This window comes from Variovorax sp. Varisp41, assembly GCF_047325085.1.
Classification (GTDB): Bacteria; Pseudomonadota; Gammaproteobacteria; order Burkholderiales; family Burkholderiaceae_C; genus Variovorax.
This window is the reverse complement of record NZ_CP168540.1, coordinates 426,321-444,938: the sequence shown is the minus strand read 5'-3', so window position 1 is coordinate 444,938 and position 18,618 is coordinate 426,321. Positions and strand designations below refer to the sequence as shown.

The following is an 18,618-nucleotide window of genomic DNA, read 5'->3' as shown; positions in this document are numbered from 1 at the left end:
CCAGCGCCCGCCAAGGCGCCGGGCGCGGCCGGAAGCGCTTCAGGCGCGGCGTGCCGAGGCCGCGTCCTCGGCCAGCGCGGGACCGTCGTAGGACACGCGGTAGTTGCCCAGGCCCGTGAGATCGAGCACGGTGAGCCCGCGCTTCTCGAGCCGGATCAGCCCCAGCGCCTGCAGCCGCTGCAGCGCGACGTTCACGCGCTGGCGCGAGACGTTGGCGAGCAGGCCGATCTCGGTCTGCCCCACCTGCAGGTGGCGCGGCGCATCGGGATAGAGCTCGGGGTTGAACAGGCTCGCGAGGCAGTTGGCCACGCGCGCGTCGGTGTCGAGCAGGCGCTCGTGCGCGAGCGCGCCGATGAACAGGCTCAGCCGCGCGTTGAGCAGCTCCTGCAGGTAGTGGTTGAAGGGCACGCTGGTCTCGCGCAGCCAGTCGAAGGTGCGGCGCGGCATCAGCGCCACGCGCGTGGGCCGCAGCGCGAACACGTCGTAGCGGCGCGCCTCGTGCTTGAAGAGCGAGCCCTCGCCGAACCACACGCCCGCCGACACGCCCGTGAGGGTCGACACGCGGCCGTCCTCGGAGGCCACCGACATCTTCGCGAAGCCGTCGATCAGCGCCATCCAGTGCTCGACCAGCTGGCCCGCGCCCGCGATGCAGGCACCGCGCGCGTACTGGCGCTCCTGCATGCCGCCCAGCACGCGCTCGAGATCGGAAGAAGAAAGACCGGCCGCCCACCGGGAGCGCCGCACCATGCCCTCGAGGCAGGCCGCGGGCTGCGGGGTATCAGGGATTACCTGTAGCAATTCACGCCTCATCTGTCGTCGCAACGACCGTGGTGCCGCGTGCCGCTCCTTAATCTTTGTGGAGATCGACACCAACACAGGAGACCTCATGTTCGCCATCCCCCACGCACCGCGCAAGCGGGTTTCTCCGTGGCCGGCCCTTCGCGCCGGCTCCGTCGCGGCACTGGCCATTGCCGCGGCCGCGCTGCTCGCCAGTTGCGGCGGCAGCTCGGACAGCGGCGCGGTGTTCCTGCCGGTCGCGCCGCCCCCGCCCGCGCCGCCGCCCGCCCCGGCCGCCTTCGACGTGCGCACGCTGTCGTCCAAGCCCGAGATGGTGAGCGGCGGCGACACGCTGCTCGAGGTGCGCGCGCCCGAGGGCGTGGCGACCGACAAGGTGCGCGTGAGCCTCAACGGCAAGGACGTGAGCGCGCAATTGACCACGCGCGATGCCGCCACGCGCACGCTGCGCGGCCTGGTCACGGGCCTCGCCGAAGACCCGGCCTCGGCCACCGGCAAGGAGAACCTGATCGTCGTGACCAACGCCGACAAGCCCGAGCAGCGCACCGAGCTCAAGCTGGTCAACTACCCGATCACCGGCCCGATCGTCTCGGGCCCGCACATCACGCCCTACGAATGCCGCACGGTGCAGAACGGCCTTGGCGTGGCGCTCGACGCCAACTGCTCGGCCACCACGCAGGTGGTCTGGTACTACCGCAGCAAGGCCGGCAGCTTCAAGCCGCTGGCCGACCCGACCGGCACGCGCCCGGCCGACCTGGCCGACACCACCACCAACGACGGCGTCACCGTGCCCTACATCGTGCGCGTGGAGTCGGGCACCATCAACCGCGGCGTGTACCGCCTCGCGGTGCTCGACAACCCGGCGAAGGACGCCCCCGCCACCTGGAAGCCCGGCAAGGGCTGGAACAGGAAGCTGGTGCCCTACTTCGACTGCTGCGGCTCGGCCCAATACAACCAGGGCGTGCATCCGATCGAATCGATCCTCGACGCGGTGGGCGACATCTACCTGTCGCGCGGCTTCGCCTTCGTCAACTCGACCGAGCTGTGGAACAACCAGCACGCGAACCCGCACCTGCAGGGCGAGACGCTGATGATGATCAAGGAACACGTGATCGAGGAATTCGGCGAGGTGCCGAAGTGGACCGCGGGCATCGGCGGCTCGGGCGGCGCGATCCAGCAGTACCTGATCGCGCAGCTCTACCCGGGGCTGCTCGACGGCATCCAGCCGATCGTCTCGTTCCCCGAGACGCTGATGCCCGAGGTGATGGAGTGCCGGCTGCTCAACAACGTCTACAGGCTCGACATGGCGACCTGGACCACCGCCAAGCAGGACGCGGTCAACGGCTTCAACACGAATACCTGCGTGGCCTGGGACCTGTCGTTCGCGAGCATCATCAAGTCCGACAACGCGGCGGGCTGCGGCTTCCTCGAGCCGACCAACGCGGCCAACGTGTTCAACCGCGCGACCAATCCGAACGGCGTGCGCTGCGACCTGTTCCAGACCAACGTCAACCTGCTGGGCAAGCGCCCCGGCACGCAGGAGGCGCGGCGCCCGATCGACAACGTCGGCGTGCAGTACGGCCTGGCCGCGCTCAACAAGGGCACGATCACGGTGAAGGAGTTCCTCGACCTCAACGAGAAGGTCGGCGGCTACGATCGCGACGGCAACGTGCAGGCGGCGCGCGCGCAGGCCGATGCCGGCGCGCTCGAGGCCACCTACTCGGGCGGCTTCAAGAACAGCTTCACCGGCCCGGGCCTCGCGAACATCCCGATCATCACGCAGCGCGCCAATGCCGATGCGACCGGCGACATCCACGACACGCTGCAGGACCTGATCATCCGCGCGCGGCTGCAGCGCGCCAACGGCCGCAGCGACAACCAGATCATCTGGACGCTGGGCTCGACCTCGGCCGTGAACTACATCGCCGCATCGATCGACCTGATGAACAAGTGGCTCGACAACATGGCGGCCGACAGCGCCGCGGCCTCGACCGACAAGGTGGTGCGCAACAAGCCCGCGGGCGCCAACGACGCCTGCTGGGACAAGGCCGGCACGCGCATCGACGAAGCCGCGTCGCAGGACCCGGCCGCGAAGTGCAACGTGGTCTATCCGCGCTTCAGCACGCCGCGCATCGTGGCCGGCTCGCCGCTCGTGAACGACGTGCTCAAGTGCCAGCTCAAGCCGGTCGCGATGGCCGACTACACGGTGACCTTCAGCGGTGCCGAGGAGACGCGGCTCAAGACCATCTTCCCGGCCGGCGTGTGCGACTGGAGCAAGCCGGGTGCGGGGCAGCAGCCGCTGAAGGGAAGCTACCTGCGCCTGCCGCTGGGCTGAGGGTTTCATGGTGGGGATTTCGGGGCTCTTCGGAGCCCCTTTTTCGTGGCGCGGCGCGGGGCGTTCGCGCGATAGGAATTCCCCATCCGCGCCGGCTTCGGGCAAGGAGTTTTAACTGTACGTCCATACAGCATTTGTCTAGAATGCCTCGTCTCCAAGAACAACTTCGAGGCGACCGCATGACCACCGCCAATCCGCCCGCAGCCGCTGCGCGCATCCTCTTCTTCTCACGCCCCACGCAGACGCAGCCCGCCCCGCGACCCACCCCGCGTCTGCGTGCCACGGGGCGCCTCTCGACCTGGCCGTTCCGCGTGCTGCGGCACAACGAGCAGGGCGATCCGCACGACATCAAGGCGCAGGCGGCGCGGGTGTTGCGGACGACGGCGCAGCAGTGGTGGCCGAAGGTGGATTGATCGTGTCGTCGGGACCTCCTCAACTGCTCGTGGGCCTGTTTCCCGATGAGCAGGTGCAATTCGAGATCGAGCTGAACCGCCAGCAATGGCTATGGCCCCACAACAGCTACTTTCCACCAGCCGATCGACTCCACCTCACGCTCGGCTACGTCGATGAGCATTCGCACGCGCGCTGCGCGGAGCGGCTGATCGAGGCCATGTCACAGGTGCGGATGCGCTCGCTCGAACTGCTGCTCGACTATTCCTGCACATGGAACAACGATGTGTCCGTTCTGCAACCAGCAGCGCATGGAGAGCTGCATCGGCTGCGGAAAACGATCCACTGTCTCATCCGGCAGGCGGGCCTCGTGGATCAAGCCGAGATTTTCAAGTGGAAGCCGCACGTCACCATCGCACGCGATGCGGAAGGCGCCGCATGCCTGCCCATGTCACCCATTCCATGGGCCGTGAGCGAAATCCGCATCGTCCGCTCGCACTTCACGACACCGTTCCATCACGAGCACCTGGCATCGATCTCCGCACGCCACGGGCTGCGCCGCCTGACCGCCTCACTCCACTGAACCGGCAACCATCGTGCCGGCTCCGCAGGCCTCACACCAGCAAGTCCTGCACGTCCTCATCGAACCCCGCCATCGGCTGCGCCTTCGCGAGCGCCAGCCACACCGCGAACGGAATCCGCTCGAAGCTGCGATGCACCGCGGCACGCGCGACCACGAGGCGTTCGCCCTCGAGCACCATCACGCCGCATTCGGCCGGCACCTCCTCGGGCGTGGCGATGCAGCGACCGCGCGCGTCGTTGCCCAGCACGTACCAGCACTCGCCGCCGAGGTCGAGGTAGGCCGCGCGCTTGTCGGGCTTGCGCAGGTCGCCCAGCAGGTCGGCGCGGCTCACCTTCACCTCGTGCACGATCGGATGCGCATAGGCCTCGACGCTGGTGTTGCGGATCGAGAAGACATCGGGCCTGGCCATGCACCAGCGCGCCTTGCTGCCCTCTTCCGCCGGCGGCAGCTTCGCGCGCAGGCTCAGGCCGCGCCAGGCGATGCGGCCGCCGCGCGTCATCTCGCGCGCCACGCGTTCGACCAGCGCCTCGTGCGGCGACAGCGCCGCTCGGTTGATCGTGAGCGTGGTGGCGATGCGCGCGAGGCCGGCATCGGTCACGCGCAGGGTCTCGTGGCCGTGCGCCGACCGCACGCGCTCGAGGAATCCGCCCGCGAGCAGCTCGACCTCGATCGCGTCGCAGCAGGGCCAGCCGGCCGAGCGGTACATCTCGCGCAGGCGCCGCGCATGCAGCTTGCCGAAGGGCACGCCGCCCGACGCCGATGCGATGGCCAGCGAGGCCGCGAGCGACACCGCGGTCTGCATCGGTGGTTCCTCCACCGGCGGCGGAAAGCCGGGGTCGGTCACCGGCGGCATCGCGGGCGGCGGGTCGCCCTCGGGCAACGGACCCGGCGGCATGACGGGCGGTGGCGGCACCACGGGCACGTCGGGCGCAGGTGGCGGCGGGCCGATGGGCATATCGACGATGGGATCGAGGGCGAGTGCGGACATGGTGAGGAACAGGTTAGCGAAATCCGGTGGATGAGGCGAGGACTCGAACGAACGGTTGCGATCGGTTGCACAGACGGACAGAACGCGCGGATGCCGCCGTCGCGTCAGTGGAAATCCCGGCTGCTGTTGCTCTGCGCGAGCCGGCCCATCAACGGCGTCAGGTCCTTGAAGCCGGTGGCGACCAGGTGCTGCACCTTGCCGCCGCTGTCGTCGTCGCGCTGCCAGGTGCCCTGCACCGCGAGCAGGTGCGATTTCAGCAGCGGCTCGCGCCAGGCTTCGATCACGTGGTTCCAGACGATCACGTTGACGTTGCCGGTCTCGTCCTCGAGCGTGACGAAGATGGTGCCGTTGGCGGTCTGCGGCCGCTGCCGACCCTTGACGATGCCGCAGGCGCGCACCACGCGGCCGCTGGGCATGGCGCGCAGCTGCTCGGCGCTCAGCAGGTTCATGCGCGCCAGCCGCGGGCGCAGCAGCGCGAGCGGATGGCGCCGCAGCGTGAGGCGCATCGACGCATAGTCGCCGACGATCTCCTCGCCCTCGGGCGCCGCGGGCAGCGCCAGCGCCTCCTCGTGGATCGGCACGCCCTTGAGCAACCCCGGCGCGCGCCGCTGCGCCGTCGCATCCCACATCTGCTGGCGCCGATGGCCCGACAGCGAGATCAGCGCATCGGCCGCGGCCAGCGCCGCCATGTCCTTGCCGTCGAGCTCGGCGCGCAGCGCGAGGTCTTCGGTGCTGGTGAAGGGCGACTGCGCGCGGGCCTCGAGCAGGCGCTTCGCGCCGCCCTTGCTGAGGCTCGCGATGCGGTTCAGGCCCAGGCGCACCGCGGGCTGATCGTCGTGACCCAGGCGCTCGGCATAGCGTGCATCGGTGCCCGGCGGCACGCGCGGCGCATCGGCCGCGCGCGGCTCGAGCGTGGTGTCGATCTCGCTGCAGGTCACGTCGACCGGTCGCACCTCCACGCCATGCCGGCGCGCGTCCTGCACCAGCTGAGAAGGGCTGTAGAAGCCCATCGGCTGCGAGTCGAGCAAGGCGGCGAGGAAGCAGGCGGGCTCGTGGCACTTGAGCCAGCTGCTGACCGTGACCAGCAGCGCGAAGCTGGCGGCGTGGCTTTCGGGGAAGCCGTAGTCGCCGAAGCCCATGACCTGTCTGAAGATGGCTTCGGCGAATTCCTCCTTGTAGCCATGGTGGACCATGCCATCGACCAGCTTGCGGTGGAATTTGCCGAGCCCGCCCTTGCGCTTCCATGCCGCCATTGCGCGGCGCAACTGATCGGCCTCGTCGGCCGTGAACCGGGCCGCGATCATCGCGATCTGCATCACCTGTTCCTGGAAGATCGGGATGCCCAAGGTACGTTCCAGCGCGGGCCGCAGTTCGTCCTTCTCGTAGAAGATGGGCAGGCCCTTGGCGACACGTTCACGCTGTTTGAGATAAGGGTGCACCATGCCGCCCTGGATCGGCCCGGGCCGCACGATCGCGACCTCGATCACCAGGTCTTCGTAAGTGCGCGGCTTCAGACGCGGCAGCATCGACATCTGGGCACGGCTCTCGATCTGGAAGACTCCCACGGTGTCGGCGTCGCAGATCATGTCGAACACATTGGGATCGTCGCTCGGGATCTGGTGCATTTCCCGGCTCCAGCCCCGCCAGCGGTTCATGTGGTCGAGCCCCCGCTTGATCGCGCTCAGCATGCCGAGCGCCAGCACATCGACCTTGAGCATGCCGATGGCCTCGAGATCGTCCTTCTCCCACTGGATCACCGACCGGCCCTTCATCGAGGCCTTCTCGACCGGCACCAGCCGCGTGAGCTTGGTGTGCGTCAACACGAAGCCGCCGACATGCTGGCTCAGGTGGCGCGGAAAGCCCCGCAGGCGCTGCGTCATCTCGATCCACTGCACCAGCTTGAGTTCATCCTCCTCCACGCCCACGCGCGCGGCGGCGGCACGCAACTGCTCGCCGAGCACGGTGTCGTCGAACCAGTAGTGGTCCTTCGCGAATTCGTCGACCAGGCGCTCGTCGATGTCCAGGGCCTTGCCCACGTCGCGCAATGCGCTGCGCGCGCGGTAGCAGATGACGACCGCGGCAATGGCGGCGCGGTCGCGGCCGTATTTCTCGTAGATGTACTGGATGACGTCTTCGCGCCGCTGGTGCTCGAAGTCGACGTCGATGTCGGGCGGCTCATGACGATGCCGGCTCAGAAAGCGCTCGAACAGCAGATGGCCCTTGTGGGGATCGATCGCGGTGATGCCGAGGCAATAGCAGACGGCCGAGTTGGCGGAGGAACCTCGGCCCTGGCAAAGGATGTTCTGCGAGCGCGCGAAGCGCACGATGTCCTCCACCGTGAGAAAGAACATCTCGTATTCGAGCTCGAGAATCAGCGACAGCTCCTTCTCGACCTGTTCGCACACCTTGTCGGGCACGCCGTCGGGATAGCGCTTCCTCGCGCCCTCCCAGGTCTTGCGCACCAGCGTCTGCGCGGGCGATTCGTCGTGGCCGAGGGTCTCGAGCGGGTACTTGTAGTTCTCGCGGATCACCTTCGGATCGAAGCTGCAGCATGCGGCCACCTCCAGCGTGTTCGCGAGCATCTCGCGCGTGTAGAGCTCGGCCAGCCGCACGCGCTGGCGCAGATGACGCTCGGCATTCGATTGCAGCGCGAAGCCGCATTCGGCCACCGTCTTGCCCTCGCGCACGGCGGTGAGCACGTCCTGCAGCGGTTTTCGTGCGCGCGCATGCATGTGCACGTCGCCGGCCGCCACCCGACGCACGCCGGCGCGCTCGCCGGCCTCGGTCAGCGCCACGAACCAGAGGTCGTCGTCGATCTCGTTGAGCATCTCGACGGCCAGCCAGAGGTTGTCGCCATAGAGGGCCTGCGCCGCCTTCAGGTCGCCGTGCAGCGCCTCGGCGTCGAGCATGGCGCCGGGCACGCGCCGCGGCACGAACAGCACCTGGCAGTGCTGCAGCGAGGCCACGTCGCTGCCGTCCCAGGTCACGCGGTAGTCGCCCTTGGGCAGTTCGGTGGTGCGCGCGGCGGTGATGAACTCGCAGAGGTTGCCCCAGCCCTCGGTGTCGTTCGCGATCACCACCAGCTTGAAGCGCTCGAAGCGGAACTCGCTGCCGAACAGCAGCCGGAACTCGGGATGGCGCGGGATCGGCGGCTCCTCGGGATGCTCGCGCTCGTACTCGTCGAGCTGCCCCGGCAGGTCGCGCAACGCCACGTGCGCGCGCACGATGCCGGCCACCGAGCATTCGTCGGTGATGGCGAGCGCCGCATAGCCGAGGTGGTAGGCGCGCTGCACCAGCTCCTCGGGCGTGGAAGCGCCGCGCTGGAAGCTGAAGTGCGTGAGGCAATGCAGCTCGGCATAGCCCGGCAGGCCCGGCACGCCGACCGCTTCGCGCCGCGGCAGGGGCTGCACCGGGGCCGGCTTGCGCTGCTTGGCACTCGAATCAGGCATACAGCCCCTGCAGGAACCAGCGCACCTCGCCCGAGGCGAAGCAGGCCGCGGAACGCTCCCTGAAGATCCACACCAGTCCGGCCTCGGGACTCTCCGCGATGTAGTAGTCGCGCACCGCCGGCTGGCCGCCCTCGTCCACGCCACCCCACCATCCGGTCTCGACCCGCTGCGGCCCGATCAGCTTGCTCAACGGACCCTTGTAGCAAGGCCGCTCGCCGTCCATCTCGAGGCGCAGCGGCTCGGGCAGCAGCCAGGCGGGATAGAGGGCATCGGGCTGCTGGGCCGGTGCCGCGGCGGCATCGCGTGCCCGTGCCTTGGGTGCCGCGGACTTGATGCCGCTGCGGCCCAGCGCCGGCCGCCAGACCTGCGTGTGTTCGGGCTGGTGATCCGCCCGCGCCCGCGGCACCAACACCTGCATCGCTCCCAACCGCACGCTCAGCCGCTCCACCATCTCGTGCAGCTTGTCCCCCTTGCGGTTGTCCTCCGGCAGAAAACTGGTGCTCGCCCCGGCCCACGGATCGGTCTCGAGCGAGCGCAGCTTGAGCCAGCTCGCGGGCGCGGCGAGCGTGGCGAGGGCGAGCTTTTCGGACAGCAGGCGGCGCAGGTGCGCGAGGTCCTGCGTGGGCTCGGCGGTGCGCACCGCGACCTGCTGGGTCGGCGGCAGGTTCACGCCGTTGAAGCGCTTGAGGTCGAGCGTCCATTCGAGTTCGAGCGCGCGCGCGCCGCGCTGGCGCGCACGCAGCCAGATCTGCAGCGCCGACAACAACCGGTTGGCCGACCACATGAGTTCGGGCGCGGTCTCGGCCAGCGCGGGCAGCTCGAGCTTCTGCTCGAACACGTCGGGCAGCGTGAGCCAGGCATGGCTTTCGGGGCGCAGGCCCCAGGCGATGTCGAGCGCGGCGCGCAGCTCGGCACCGAAGCGCCGCGAGAGCCCGCCGCGCGGCAGCGCCGCCACCTCGCCCCAGCTGCGGCAGCCCAGCCGCGCGAGCGCATCGAGGTGCTCGCGCGCGGCGCTCAGGGTGTCGAGCGGCAGGCCGGCGGGAATCTCGGGCGGCCGCTTCTCCTCGCGCACGAACAGCCGCAGCCGCGCCAGCGCCTCGAGGCTGGTGGCGCCCTGCGCGCCGCGCAGCACGGCGGCGGCAGGCACGGGGTTCTCGTTGAGCAACTGACGCATCAGCGAGGAACGCCCGCCCCACAGGCGCTCGCAGGCCGAGACCTCGAGCATCAGCGCCTCGTCGAGCCAGCACACGTGCGGCGTGTAGCGCAGCGCCCACCAGCCCAGCGCCTCGGGCGTGGGCATGGCATCGGCGGCGGCCGTGGCGGCACCGGCCTCGGCCTGCGCCTCAAGCGACCACTGCAAGGCGATCCAGTGCATTGGCGCCTCCTGCCTTCCATGCGTCGATGCGCACCACGTTGGCGGCCGGCGGTGCTTCCACCGCCTCCACCGCCACGGCGCCCTGCTGCTGCGCGCGCAGCTTGCGCCGCAACCGCGCGGCCGCGAGCAGTGCCGCCATGCGCTCGCCGCGCGCCGGCAGCATCACCGGCGCGGCCAGCGGCGGGCCGCGGCGCTTGAGGATGTGCAGCTCGATCTGCGCCGGGTCGGCCTCGCAGCGCGCGATGCGCAGCCGCAGCCGCGCGGGCGAGGCCGACTGCGCCACCGCCTCGGGCCGGCAGACGAACAGCAGCGCCTCGTGCTGCGCGGCCGCGAGCTGCAGCCGCCGCAGCTCGCCCACGCGCGCCTGCGGCAGCCAGGCCAGCACCGCGCCCACCTCGGCGCAGCGCAGCGCCTGCTCGCAGGCCCACAGCCGCGCGGCCGCGGCCTCGCTGCGCACCCACATCAGCGCCTCGGGCCGCAGGCCATGGGCCGCGCGCGAGGCGCCGAAAGGTTCGCGCGGCGGACCGATCAGCACCACGGGGCCGCCGCGCGCCGCCACCGACTGCACCAGCGCGGGCAGCAGCAGCCGCCAGACATGGTCCTCGGGCGCGGCCTGCAGCAGCTCGCTCATGGCGCCGACCGGCCAGCCGCCACCCGGCAGCTGCGCGTCGAGCGCGGCATGGCCGGTGCCGATGACCTGCGCGTCGGCGCTGCCGAGCTCGTCGGCATGCCAGACGCCGCGGCCGGCGGCGGGAGAGAGGGAGGCGAGGGAAGGAAGGCCCATGATGAAACTGTTAACTGTATTTTTATCCAGTATTTCAGGGGTTCGCAATCGGGTCGGCAAATTTCTTTGCTGGGCCCCTTCTCCCATTCCGATGGCTCATGCGATGGCGCCAAGATCTCGTTTGAAGCCCCGCGCCGAAGCCGCTCCAATGGCTTCACGAAGAATGGTCCTCGTGGCCGCGGCGGATGGGCCGCCGCGGTCGCCAGCGGGCCATGTCCCAGGAGCCCCAGGAATGCACGCCACCCTTTCCCATTCCCCACCCGCCGGCTCGGCCATCGCCGCCGCGCCGCTGCCCGCCAGCGGCAACATCGAGGCCGGCCTCAACTACCTGCGGCCGACCGCGCTGCGGCCCTACAGCTACGCCTTCACGCCGCCGCCCGGCCTGCCTTGGGAGAGCGGCGAGTACGAGCGGATCGCCATGCCGATCGCCGATGCCCGCGGCCGGGCGACCCACATCGAGCGCGAGGGCTTCGAGCTGCGCGAGGCGCCGACCGCGGTCGCCGACTTCCTCGACGACGCCGAGGTCCAGGCCGTCTACTACCCCGAGCTGGCCGCGCTCGCGCTCGCGGTCACCGGCGGCGCGCGCGCCCACGTGTTCGACCACCTGGTGCGACAGCGCGAGCCCGAGCGCGCCGCACTGAACTTCGGCCGCGGCAAGACCGACGGCAAGGCCGCCGCCAACGGCCGCATCCACAACGACTACACCGAGGAATCGGGCCGGCGCCGGCTCGCGCTGGTGCTCGCGAGCGCGGCCGAGGCCGCCGCCGTGCGGCGCTACTGCATCGTCAACATCTGGCGCTCGATCGCCGGGCCGGTGCTCGACACCCCGCTGGCCGTCTGCGATGCGCGCACGGTGATGGCGCGCGACCTGGTGAACGCCGAGGTGCGCTATCCGAAGCGCACCGGCGAGATCTACCTCGCCACCCATGCCCCCACCCACCGCTGGTCGTACTTCTCGCGCATGGACCGGCACGAGGCGCTGGTGTTCAAACAGTACGACGCGCAGCTCGGCGGCGTCGCGCGCTTCACGCCGCACGCGGCCTTCGACCATCCGCTGGCGCCGGCCGATGCACCGCTGCGCGAAAGCATCGAGGCGCGCTGCCTGGTGGTGTTCGAGTGAGGGAGGCCATGGCCATGAACGCACCCACGCTCGATTTCTGGTTCGACTTCGGCAGCAACTACAGCTACCTCAGCGCAATGCGTATCGAGCAGGCCGCCGCCGCGCACGGCGTCGCGCTGCGCTGGCAGCCCTTCCTGCTCGGGCCGGTGTTCCGCGCGCTGGGCTGGGAGACCTCGCCCTTCGTGCTGCAGAAGGAAAAGGGCGACTACGTCTGGAAGGACATGGTGCGCCAGTGCCGCAAGTACGGCCTGCCCTGGCGGCGGCCTAGCAACTTCCCGCGGGCCGCCGTGCTGCCGCTGCGCATCGCGCTGGCCGGCGCCGGCCAGCCGTGGATCGGCGAGTTCTGCCGCCGCACGATGCAGCTGAACTTCGCCGAGGACCGCGACATCGACGCGCCCGAGACCATGGCCGCGCTGCTCGCCGACATGGGCCTGCCGGCGCACCGCGTGATCGACGAGGCGCTGTCGGACGCCAACAAGCTGCGCCTGCGCCGCCAGACCGAGACCGCGATGGAGAAAGGCATCTTCGGCGCGCCCACCTTCTTCGTCGGCGAGGAAATGTTCTGGGGCAACGACCGGCTCGACGATGCGCTGGCATTCGCCCGCGCGCAGGCCGGCGCCTGAACCCCAACGGTCTCAGCGCGGCGCGGCGCCCTTGGCTTCCGCCACCAGCCACTCGGCCACGTGCCGCACTTCCTCGCGCGGCCGCGGCTCGGCCTGGATCAGCCAGTAGGCATGGCCCGAGGGCTGGGCCGGCGACGCGGCCTCCACGCGCACCAGCCGCCGGTCGTCGAGCAGCGGCTGGATCAGTTCGAGCCGCCCGAGCGCCACGCCCTGCCCCGCCATCGCGGCCTGGATCAGCTGGTCGTACTGGTTGAAGCGCAGCATGCCGCGCGGCTTCGCGTCGGCCCAGCCGGCCGCGGCCAGCCAGTCGCGCCACTGCAGCCAGGGCCGCTGCGCATCGTCGAACTCGAGCAGGTTCAGCGCCGCGATCGCCTCGGCCGAGGTCAGCGGCGGCAGCGCCAGCGAGGGATGCGCCACCGGCGCCACCGTTTCGCCGAACAGCCGCACCGCGCCCGCCGGCGCCAGCGCGGGCGTGGTGTAGCGGATCGCGAGGTCGATGCCCTCGTTGCGCAGGTCGGCCACGCGGTTGTTGGCCGAGACGCGCACGTCCACGCCCGGATGGATGTCCTGCACCCGGCTGAGCCGCGGCAGCAGCCACAGCCCCGTGACGCCGATACTCGCGCTCAGCGTCACCGGCCGCTGCGCGCCGGTGCGGCCGATCTCGCCCATCACCTCCTGCAGCTGCTGCACCACCGCATCGGCGCTGCGGAACAGCCGCTCGCCCTCGGGCGTGAACGAGATCGAGCGATGGCCGCGCACCAGCAGCTTCACGCCGAGCTGCGCCTCGAGCGCATGCACCTGCTTGCTGACCGCCGACTGCGTCACGCACAGGTCCTGCGCCGCCAGCGAGATGCTCATGCGCCGCCCCACCGCGACGAAGCCGCGCACGAGGTCGAGCGAGGACAGGCGGACGAGCGGGAGCGGCAAGCCCATGGCGAAAGCGGCGGGATGGCGAGGGTGGAATGGGATTGGAGCACAGGCACCGCCGCGTGTCTTCGCGCCGAATGAGCCGGCCGGCTACCGTCCCCCCGCCGCCACCCCGTCCGCCACCGCCTTCAACGACTGCGAGAACGCCCGCGCCGCCGGCGTGAGCGCCGCGGGGTCGCGCATCAGCAGCGACACCCGCACCTGGGGCAGCCTGTCCGCGACCTGCAGCGCGACCAGCCCGCGCGCCGCCGCCGCATGCCTGAACAGCGAGGCCGCGGCCAGGGTCAGCGCGCCGGACTTCTTCACCAGCGTGATGCCGAGCTGCCACGAATGGCAGATCACGATGTCGCGCGGCGGCGACAGGCCGGCCGCGGCGAAGTGGCGGCGCAGCAGCTCGACGCCGTACCAGGGCACCACCCACATGGCCTCGTGCAGCTTCGCCATCGAACGCACGCGCGCCAGCGGATGCTTCGCGCCGGCCACCACCGCGAGCGGGAACTCGAGCAGCGTCTCGCGGTGCACGCCGTCGCCGGCATCGGGCTCGAGTTCGCCGAGGATCGCGAAGTCGAAGTCGCCGCGGCTCCAGAGGCCCTTCACGTCGGCGCCGCTGAGCTCCTGCAACTCGAGCGCGACGCCCGGCCACTTGCGGCGGAAGTCCTGCAGCGCGTCGGGCAGCAGCCGCTCGACCGCGAACGAGCTGAAGGCGACGCGCAGCAGGCCGCCGGCGCCGTCGCGCAACTGGGCGATCTCGTCCTCGGCGCGGCGCACCTCGTTGGCCAGCAACCGCGCGCGCTGGAGCAGGGCCTCGCCGATCACGGTGAGCGACACGCCCTGGGCGCTGCGCACCAGCAGTTGCGCGCCCACGCTCTGCTCGAGCTCGCGCATCGCGTAGGTCATGGCGGGCTGCGTGAGGCCGGCCACGCGCGCCGCGGCGCGGATGCTGCCGGCCTCGGCGATCGCTTCGAAGATCTTCAGATGGCGCAGGTTCATGGGAGGACGAGGAATGGGGTGATCAGGGATTTTGATCGCCCTGGAGTTTTTCGAGTCTTTTCCGATGCGCCGGCTTTCGCTATGGTTGACCCGCCTCGACACCTCTCTTTCATCCCTCCTTCTTCAGCCACTCATGAAACTCCGCTCCCGCTTCGCCCTGCTGATGCTCTCCGGCAGCCTCTTCCACGTCGCGGCCTCGGCCCAGACCGCCCCGGCGCCCGATGCCGGCCATGCGCTGACGGCACGCGCGCTGGCGCTCGCCGATGCCTCCGAGGCGCAGGTGATCGAATGGCGCCGCCATGTGCACCAGCATCCGGAGCTGTCGTACCAGGAGGTGCAGACGGCGGCCTACATCGCGGCGGCGCTCGCGAAGATGCCCGGCATCGAGGTCCAGACCGGCGTCGCCAAGACCGGCATCAAGGCGGTGCTGCGCGGCGGCAAGCCGGGCCCGGTGGTGGCGCTGCGCGCCGACATGGACGCGCTGCCGGTGGCCGAGCGCAACGAGCTGCCGTTCCGCTCGACCGTGAAGGCGCCCTGGCTCAACAGCGACGTGCCGGTCTCGCACGCCTGCGGCCACGACACGCACGTGGCGATGCTGCTGGGCGCGGCGCAGGCGCTGTCGAAGGTGCGCGACGAGCTGCCGGGCACGGTGGTGTTCCTGTTCCAGCCGGCCGAGGAACAGGGCCCGGGGCCGGTGGCCAGCGGCGCGCCCGCGATGGTCAAGGCCGGCGTGCTCGACAACCCGAAGGTCGACGTGGTGATGGGCCAGCACATCAGTGCGCGCGCGCCCTCGGGCACCATCAGCTACCGGCGCGGCAGCCTGATGGCCAGCGGCGACGTGTTCAAGATCGCGCTCAAGGGCAAGGGCGGCCACGGCTCCTCGCCCTGGACCGCGAAGGACCCCACGCTGGCCGCGGCCGAGATCGCGCTGGCGCTGCAGAACATCGTGAGCCACCAGATCGATCCGCTCGACGGCCCGACCGTGGTGACCGTGGGCCTGCTGCAGAGCGGCAACCGCGTCAACATCCTGCCCGACACGGCCGAGATCGCCGGCACGGTGCGCTCGCTGTCGCAGAAGAACCAGAAGACCGCGCACGACGCCATCCGGCTCAAGGCGCAGAAGATCGCCGAGAGCCACGGCCTCGCGGCCGAGGTCACGATCGACACCGGCTACGAGGTGCTGGTCAGCGATCCGGCCGCCACGCAGGCCGTGACGCAGGCGCTCGAGACCGCGGCCGGCCCCGGCAAGGCGCGCGAGTCGCAGCCGAGCATGGGCTCGGAGGACTTCGGTTCCTTCGGCAAGAACATCCCGATCGTGTTCTGGCACCTCAATGCCTCGCCCTTCGCCGACCGCAACGGCGCGCCCAACCACTCGTCCGAGTTCGTGATCGACGAGTCGGCGCTGCGCGTGGGCGTGCGCGCGCTGGTGGGCAGCACGCTGGCGTACATGAACCGGCCGGCCGGTGGGGCCGCGGGGGTCAAGGTCTCGCAAGCGCAGTGAAGACCGCGCGACGCTTCAGTTGTCCTTGACGATCTTCCAGCTCTTGCCCTCGTCCGCGGAGCGCAGGATCAGGTTGTCGGGCAGGAAGGCGATCAGGGAGCCGTCGGAGCGGTCCACCATCATCTGGCGCACGGCCTGCGGCCCGGTGACGCTCGGTGAGCTGCCGGTGTGCGTCCAGCTCTTGCCGCCGTCGCGCGTGGTCATCAGACCCATCGGCCCGGGCATGAATCCGGGCGCGATCGGCGCCACCGCATAAGCGGTCTGGCGATCCTTGAAGGCGATGGTCACGACGAAGCGGCTGGTGTTGAGGTCGGTCCAGGTCTGACCCCAGTCCGGCGACAGCATGGTGGACTTGGTGAAGATCGCCGTCTGCGACACCAGCGTGCCGTCGGGCAGCGCGTTCACGTCGAGGGTGGACTGGCCATTGCTCGAACGCGTCAGCGTACGGCCGTCGGTGACGTGAAGGTCGCCGTTCGGCATCATCACGCCGGCCCGCTCGGGCGTGCCGAAGGCCATGCTGCGCATCCACGGCACGTTGATCGAGCGCGTGTCGGAGAACTCGCCGAGCTTGCGCCACCCGGCGCCCGGGTCGGCGGACGCGTAGACCTTCCATTGGCTGTCGCTGCGCGAGATCACCACCAGGCTGCCGTCGCGCATCGGCTGCGCCATCTGGATCAGGCCGTCGTCGGGCGGCAGCAGATCCTTCCAGGTGTCGCCCTCGTCGCTCGACAGGCGCAGCAGGCCCTCCTCGCCGGCCACCAGCAGGCCGCCGCGGTACGGCCGCACCGACAGCACCTCGCGCCAGGTCTTCGCATCGATCTCGCGCCAGCGGCTCTCGCCGCTCTTGCGCCACAGCACCTTGCCGAGCTTGGCGCCGGCCATGAACTCGCCGTCGGCGGTCTGCGCCAGACCGTGCCAGGCGGACGCGAGCCGCTTGAGCTGCGGCGCCAGCGCGGCGCGGCGATGCAGGTCGGGCGAGAAGATGAAGCCGTGCTGCGGGCGATCGCGCGTCTGCGCCGCGAGCGCGGGATAGAGGGTCTCGAAGGTCTTCTGCAGCTCCTCCTCCGGCCGCACGTAGGCGACGACGAAGCGCGTGCCCCCGCGCGGCTGGATCAGCAGGGTGCCGAGCAGCGTGACCTCGTCGCGTACCACGTCGAAGCTGCCGAACTTCGCATCGATGGGAAAGGTGTAGTTCATGTTGCCCGAGCCGCCCGCCGCGTGCTTGATGATGTAGCGGCCCGGCGCGACCATGCCGCTGAACACGGCCGTGGTGTAGGTGGAATGGCGCGTGCGCCGCAGCACCACCATGTCCTGGCCGGTCTGCTTCTCGCCGGGCTCGAGCACGCGCTGCAGGTGCAGGGTCCACAGCGTTTCGGCCGGGTCGTTCTCGCCGGGGCTGTTGGTGATCAGCTTCATCACCACGGCGCCTTCGTGGCCCGTCAGGGTCTGCTCGGGGGCGATCGGCGGCGCGACGCAGGCGGCCAGCAGGGCCGCGGCCAGCAGCAGCACGAATCCGCGCAGCAGGCGGACGATGGGTCGGGGAAACGGGGTCACGGTCGTGGCTCTCTTGTTGGAATGGTTTTGCGGGATGGCTCCGGCGGATCGCTCGATCGATCGACGGCCGGACGGCAGGCCCTCCACCTGCGGACGCGGACGATACATTCGGGAACATCCGCGGGCAATCCACCGGACGAAGGTGTTGCATCGGCGCCAATCGGCGGCCCGCTGCGCGAGGGCGAGGCCGGTGCTATCGTCGATGCCACCCTCCCCCATGAAGCCCTCCGGCCCGACGTCCTCCTCGCGGCCCGCGCTCGCGGCGCCGATGCATCGCGCGCAGTTCCTGCGGCTCGCCGCGGCCCTGCCCGCGAGCGCCGCGCTGAGCGCGTTCGCGCAGCGGCCGGCCGGGTCCACGCCCCCGCCGACCATGAACACCCGCCCCATCCCCTCCACCCAGGAAGCGCTGCCCGTGATCGGCTGCGGCACCTGGATCGGTTTCGACCAGCGTCCCGGCAGCGAGGAATACCAGCGCCTCGCGGGCGTGCTCGAGGCGCTGTTCGCCGCGGGCGGCACGGTGATCGACAGCTCGCCGATGTACGGCCGCTCCGAGGAGAGCACCGGCGAGCTGCTGGCCGCCACGGCGGCGGCACGCGGCGCTCGGCGCCCCTTCCTCGCGACCAAGGTCTGGACCTCGGGCCGCGAGGCCGGCATCGCGCAGATGGCGCAGTCCTTTGCGCGGTTGCGCACCGAGCGCATGGACCTGATGCAGATCCACAACCTGGTCGACTGGCGCACCCAGCTCGCGACCTTGCGCGAATGGAAGGCGCAGGGCCGCGTGCGCTACCTGGGCATCACGCACTACACGGCCTCGGCCTACGACGAGGTCGAGGCGGTGCTGCGCGCGCAGCCGCTCGACTTCCTGCAGATCAACTATTCGCTCGACGCGCGCGCCGCCGCCGAACGGCTGCTGCCGCTGGCGGCCGAACGCGGGGTGGCGGTGATCGTCAACATGCCCTTCGGCGGCGGCGGCCTGCTGCGCCGGCTGCGCGAGCGCGCGCTGCCGGGCTGGGCCGCGGAGATCGGCTGCGCGAGCTGGGCCCAGGTGCTGCTGAAGTTCGTGCTGAGCCATCCGGCCGTGACCTGCACCATCCCCGGCACCAGCCGCGCGGCCCACATGGCCGAGAACGCCGCGGCCGGCGCGGGGCCGGTGCCCGACGCGGCGTTCTGGAAGCGGCACGCGGCGCAGGTGCTGGGCTGACGC

At 70.5% G+C, this 18,618-nt stretch carries 15 protein-coding genes; 7 read left to right on the top strand and 8 right to left on the bottom strand.

Annotated features, from left to right (window positions below; all coding sequences use genetic code 11):
• Positions 1–39 precede the first annotated feature (39 nt).
• Entirely contained in the window at positions 40–798 is a 759-nt protein-coding gene (locus ACEN9J_RS01905; RefSeq protein WP_413763137.1) for a Crp/Fnr family transcriptional regulator, read from the bottom strand.
• 88 nt (positions 799–886) lie between these two features.
• Here ACEN9J_RS01905 and ACEN9J_RS01900 point away from each other — a divergent pair, with 88 nt between their 5' ends.
• The 3 genes from ACEN9J_RS01900 (at position 887) to ACEN9J_RS01890 (ending at position 4,103) form a co-directional block, all read left to right on the top strand.
• Positions 887–3,130, top strand: coding sequence for a DUF6351 family protein (locus ACEN9J_RS01900; protein WP_413763136.1), 2,244 nt, complete (start codon positions 887–889; stop codon positions 3,128–3,130).
• Positions 3,131–3,309: 179 nt separating this feature from the next.
• Positions 3,310–3,543: a hypothetical protein gene (locus tag ACEN9J_RS01895; protein WP_057598357.1), complete on the top strand. Its 234-nt coding sequence runs from the start codon at positions 3,310–3,312 to the stop codon at positions 3,541–3,543.
• A complete protein-coding gene (locus ACEN9J_RS01890) occupies positions 3,525–4,103 on the top strand; it encodes a 2'-5' RNA ligase family protein (RefSeq protein WP_413763135.1) in 579 nt (192 codons plus the stop codon). The genes ACEN9J_RS01895 and ACEN9J_RS01890 overlap by 19 nt, the downstream gene beginning before the upstream one ends.
• A gap of 31 nt (positions 4,104–4,134) precedes the next feature.
• On the opposite strand, the gene ACEN9J_RS01885 is transcribed toward ACEN9J_RS01890, so the two are convergent.
• The 4 genes from ACEN9J_RS01885 to imuA form a co-directional block, all read right to left on the bottom strand.
• Positions 4,135–5,091: a hypothetical protein gene (locus tag ACEN9J_RS01885; protein WP_413763134.1), complete on the bottom strand. Its 957-nt coding sequence runs from the start codon at positions 5,089–5,091 to the stop codon at positions 4,135–4,137.
• Positions 5,092–5,195: 104 nt separating this feature from the next.
• A complete protein-coding gene (locus ACEN9J_RS01880; protein WP_413763133.1) occupies positions 5,196–8,540 on the bottom strand; it encodes an error-prone DNA polymerase in 3,345 nt (1,114 codons plus the stop codon).
• The gene (locus ACEN9J_RS01875; RefSeq protein WP_413763132.1) at positions 8,533–9,915 is read right to left on the bottom strand and encodes a Y-family DNA polymerase; all 1,383 of its coding nucleotides are present in this window, start codon (positions 9,913–9,915) and stop codon (positions 8,533–8,535) included. Before ACEN9J_RS01875 ends, ACEN9J_RS01880 begins: the two co-directional genes overlap by 8 nt.
• Positions 9,884–10,699, bottom strand: a complete 816-nt coding sequence (gene imuA / locus ACEN9J_RS01870; protein ID WP_413763131.1) for a translesion DNA synthesis-associated protein ImuA — start codon at positions 10,697–10,699, stop codon at positions 9,884–9,886. Before imuA ends, ACEN9J_RS01875 begins: the two co-directional genes overlap by 32 nt.
• A 232-nt stretch (positions 10,700–10,931) precedes the next feature.
• On the opposite strand from imuA, the gene ACEN9J_RS01865 reads away from it, so the two are divergent.
• Together ACEN9J_RS01865 and ACEN9J_RS01860 are read left to right on the top strand one after the other, a co-directional pair.
• A complete protein-coding gene (locus ACEN9J_RS01865; protein ID WP_413763130.1) occupies positions 10,932–11,819 on the top strand; it encodes a CmcJ/NvfI family oxidoreductase in 888 nt (295 codons plus the stop codon).
• Positions 11,820–11,827: 8 nt separating this feature from the next.
• Positions 11,828–12,442: a 2-hydroxychromene-2-carboxylate isomerase gene (locus tag ACEN9J_RS01860; protein WP_409976481.1), complete on the top strand. Its 615-nt coding sequence runs from the start codon at positions 11,828–11,830 to the stop codon at positions 12,440–12,442.
• 12 nt (positions 12,443–12,454) lie between these two features.
• Here the strand turns inward: ACEN9J_RS01860 and ACEN9J_RS01855 are convergent, their stop codons facing one another.
• Positions 12,455–13,369 (bottom strand): LysR substrate-binding domain-containing protein, encoded by a 915-nt coding sequence (locus ACEN9J_RS01855; protein ID WP_413764532.1) that lies wholly within the window; start codon positions 13,367–13,369, stop codon positions 12,455–12,457.
• A gap of 90 nt (positions 13,370–13,459) precedes the next feature.
• Positions 13,460–14,359, bottom strand: coding sequence for a LysR family transcriptional regulator (locus ACEN9J_RS01850; RefSeq protein WP_057596689.1), 900 nt, complete (start codon positions 14,357–14,359; stop codon positions 13,460–13,462).
• A gap of 133 nt (positions 14,360–14,492) precedes the next feature.
• Between ACEN9J_RS01850 and ACEN9J_RS01845 the strand changes: the two genes are divergently transcribed.
• Entirely contained in the window at positions 14,493–15,860 is a 1,368-nt protein-coding gene (locus tag ACEN9J_RS01845; protein WP_057596690.1) for a M20 metallopeptidase family protein, read from the top strand.
• A 15-nt stretch (positions 15,861–15,875) separates the two neighbouring features.
• Here ACEN9J_RS01845 and ACEN9J_RS01840 read toward each other — a convergent pair whose 3' ends face one another.
• The gene (locus tag ACEN9J_RS01840) at positions 15,876–17,414 is read right to left on the bottom strand and encodes a sialidase family protein (protein WP_057596691.1); all 1,539 of its coding nucleotides are present in this window, start codon (positions 17,412–17,414) and stop codon (positions 15,876–15,878) included.
• 268 nt (positions 17,415–17,682) lie between these two features.
• On the opposite strand from ACEN9J_RS01840, the gene ACEN9J_RS01835 reads away from it, so the two are divergent.
• Positions 17,683–18,615: an aldo/keto reductase gene (locus ACEN9J_RS01835; RefSeq protein WP_413764531.1), complete on the top strand. Its 933-nt coding sequence runs from the start codon at positions 17,683–17,685 to the stop codon at positions 18,613–18,615.
• The last annotated feature ends 3 nt before the right edge of the window (positions 18,616–18,618 follow it).

Coding starts and splice junctions, on each gene's coding strand:
- ACEN9J_RS01900 (WP_413763136.1), top strand. CDS start 887: ATGTTCGCCATCCCCCACGCACCGCGCAAGCGGGTTTCTCCGTGGCCG.
- ACEN9J_RS01895 (WP_057598357.1), top strand. CDS start 3,310: ATGACCACCGCCAATCCGCCCGCAGCCGCTGCGCGCATCCTCTTCTTC.
- ACEN9J_RS01885 (WP_413763134.1), bottom strand. CDS start 5,091: ATGTCCGCACTCGCCCTCGATCCCATCGTCGATATGCCCATCGGCCCG.
- ACEN9J_RS01880 (WP_413763133.1), bottom strand. CDS start 8,540: ATGCCTGATTCGAGTGCCAAGCAGCGCAAGCCGGCCCCGGTGCAGCCC.
- ACEN9J_RS01875 (WP_413763132.1), bottom strand. CDS start 9,915: ATGCACTGGATCGCCTTGCAGTGGTCGCTTGAGGCGCAGGCCGAGGCC.
- imuA (WP_413763131.1), bottom strand. CDS start 10,699: ATGGGCCTTCCTTCCCTCGCCTCCCTCTCTCCCGCCGCCGGCCGCGGC.
- ACEN9J_RS01865 (WP_413763130.1), top strand. CDS start 10,932: ATGCACGCCACCCTTTCCCATTCCCCACCCGCCGGCTCGGCCATCGCC.
- ACEN9J_RS01860 (WP_409976481.1), top strand. CDS start 11,828: ATGGCCATGAACGCACCCACGCTCGATTTCTGGTTCGACTTCGGCAGC.
- ACEN9J_RS01850 (WP_057596689.1), bottom strand. CDS start 14,359: ATGAACCTGCGCCATCTGAAGATCTTCGAAGCGATCGCCGAGGCCGGC.
- ACEN9J_RS01845 (WP_057596690.1), top strand. CDS start 14,493: ATGAAACTCCGCTCCCGCTTCGCCCTGCTGATGCTCTCCGGCAGCCTC.
- ACEN9J_RS01835 (WP_413764531.1), top strand. CDS start 17,683: ATGCATCGCGCGCAGTTCCTGCGGCTCGCCGCGGCCCTGCCCGCGAGC.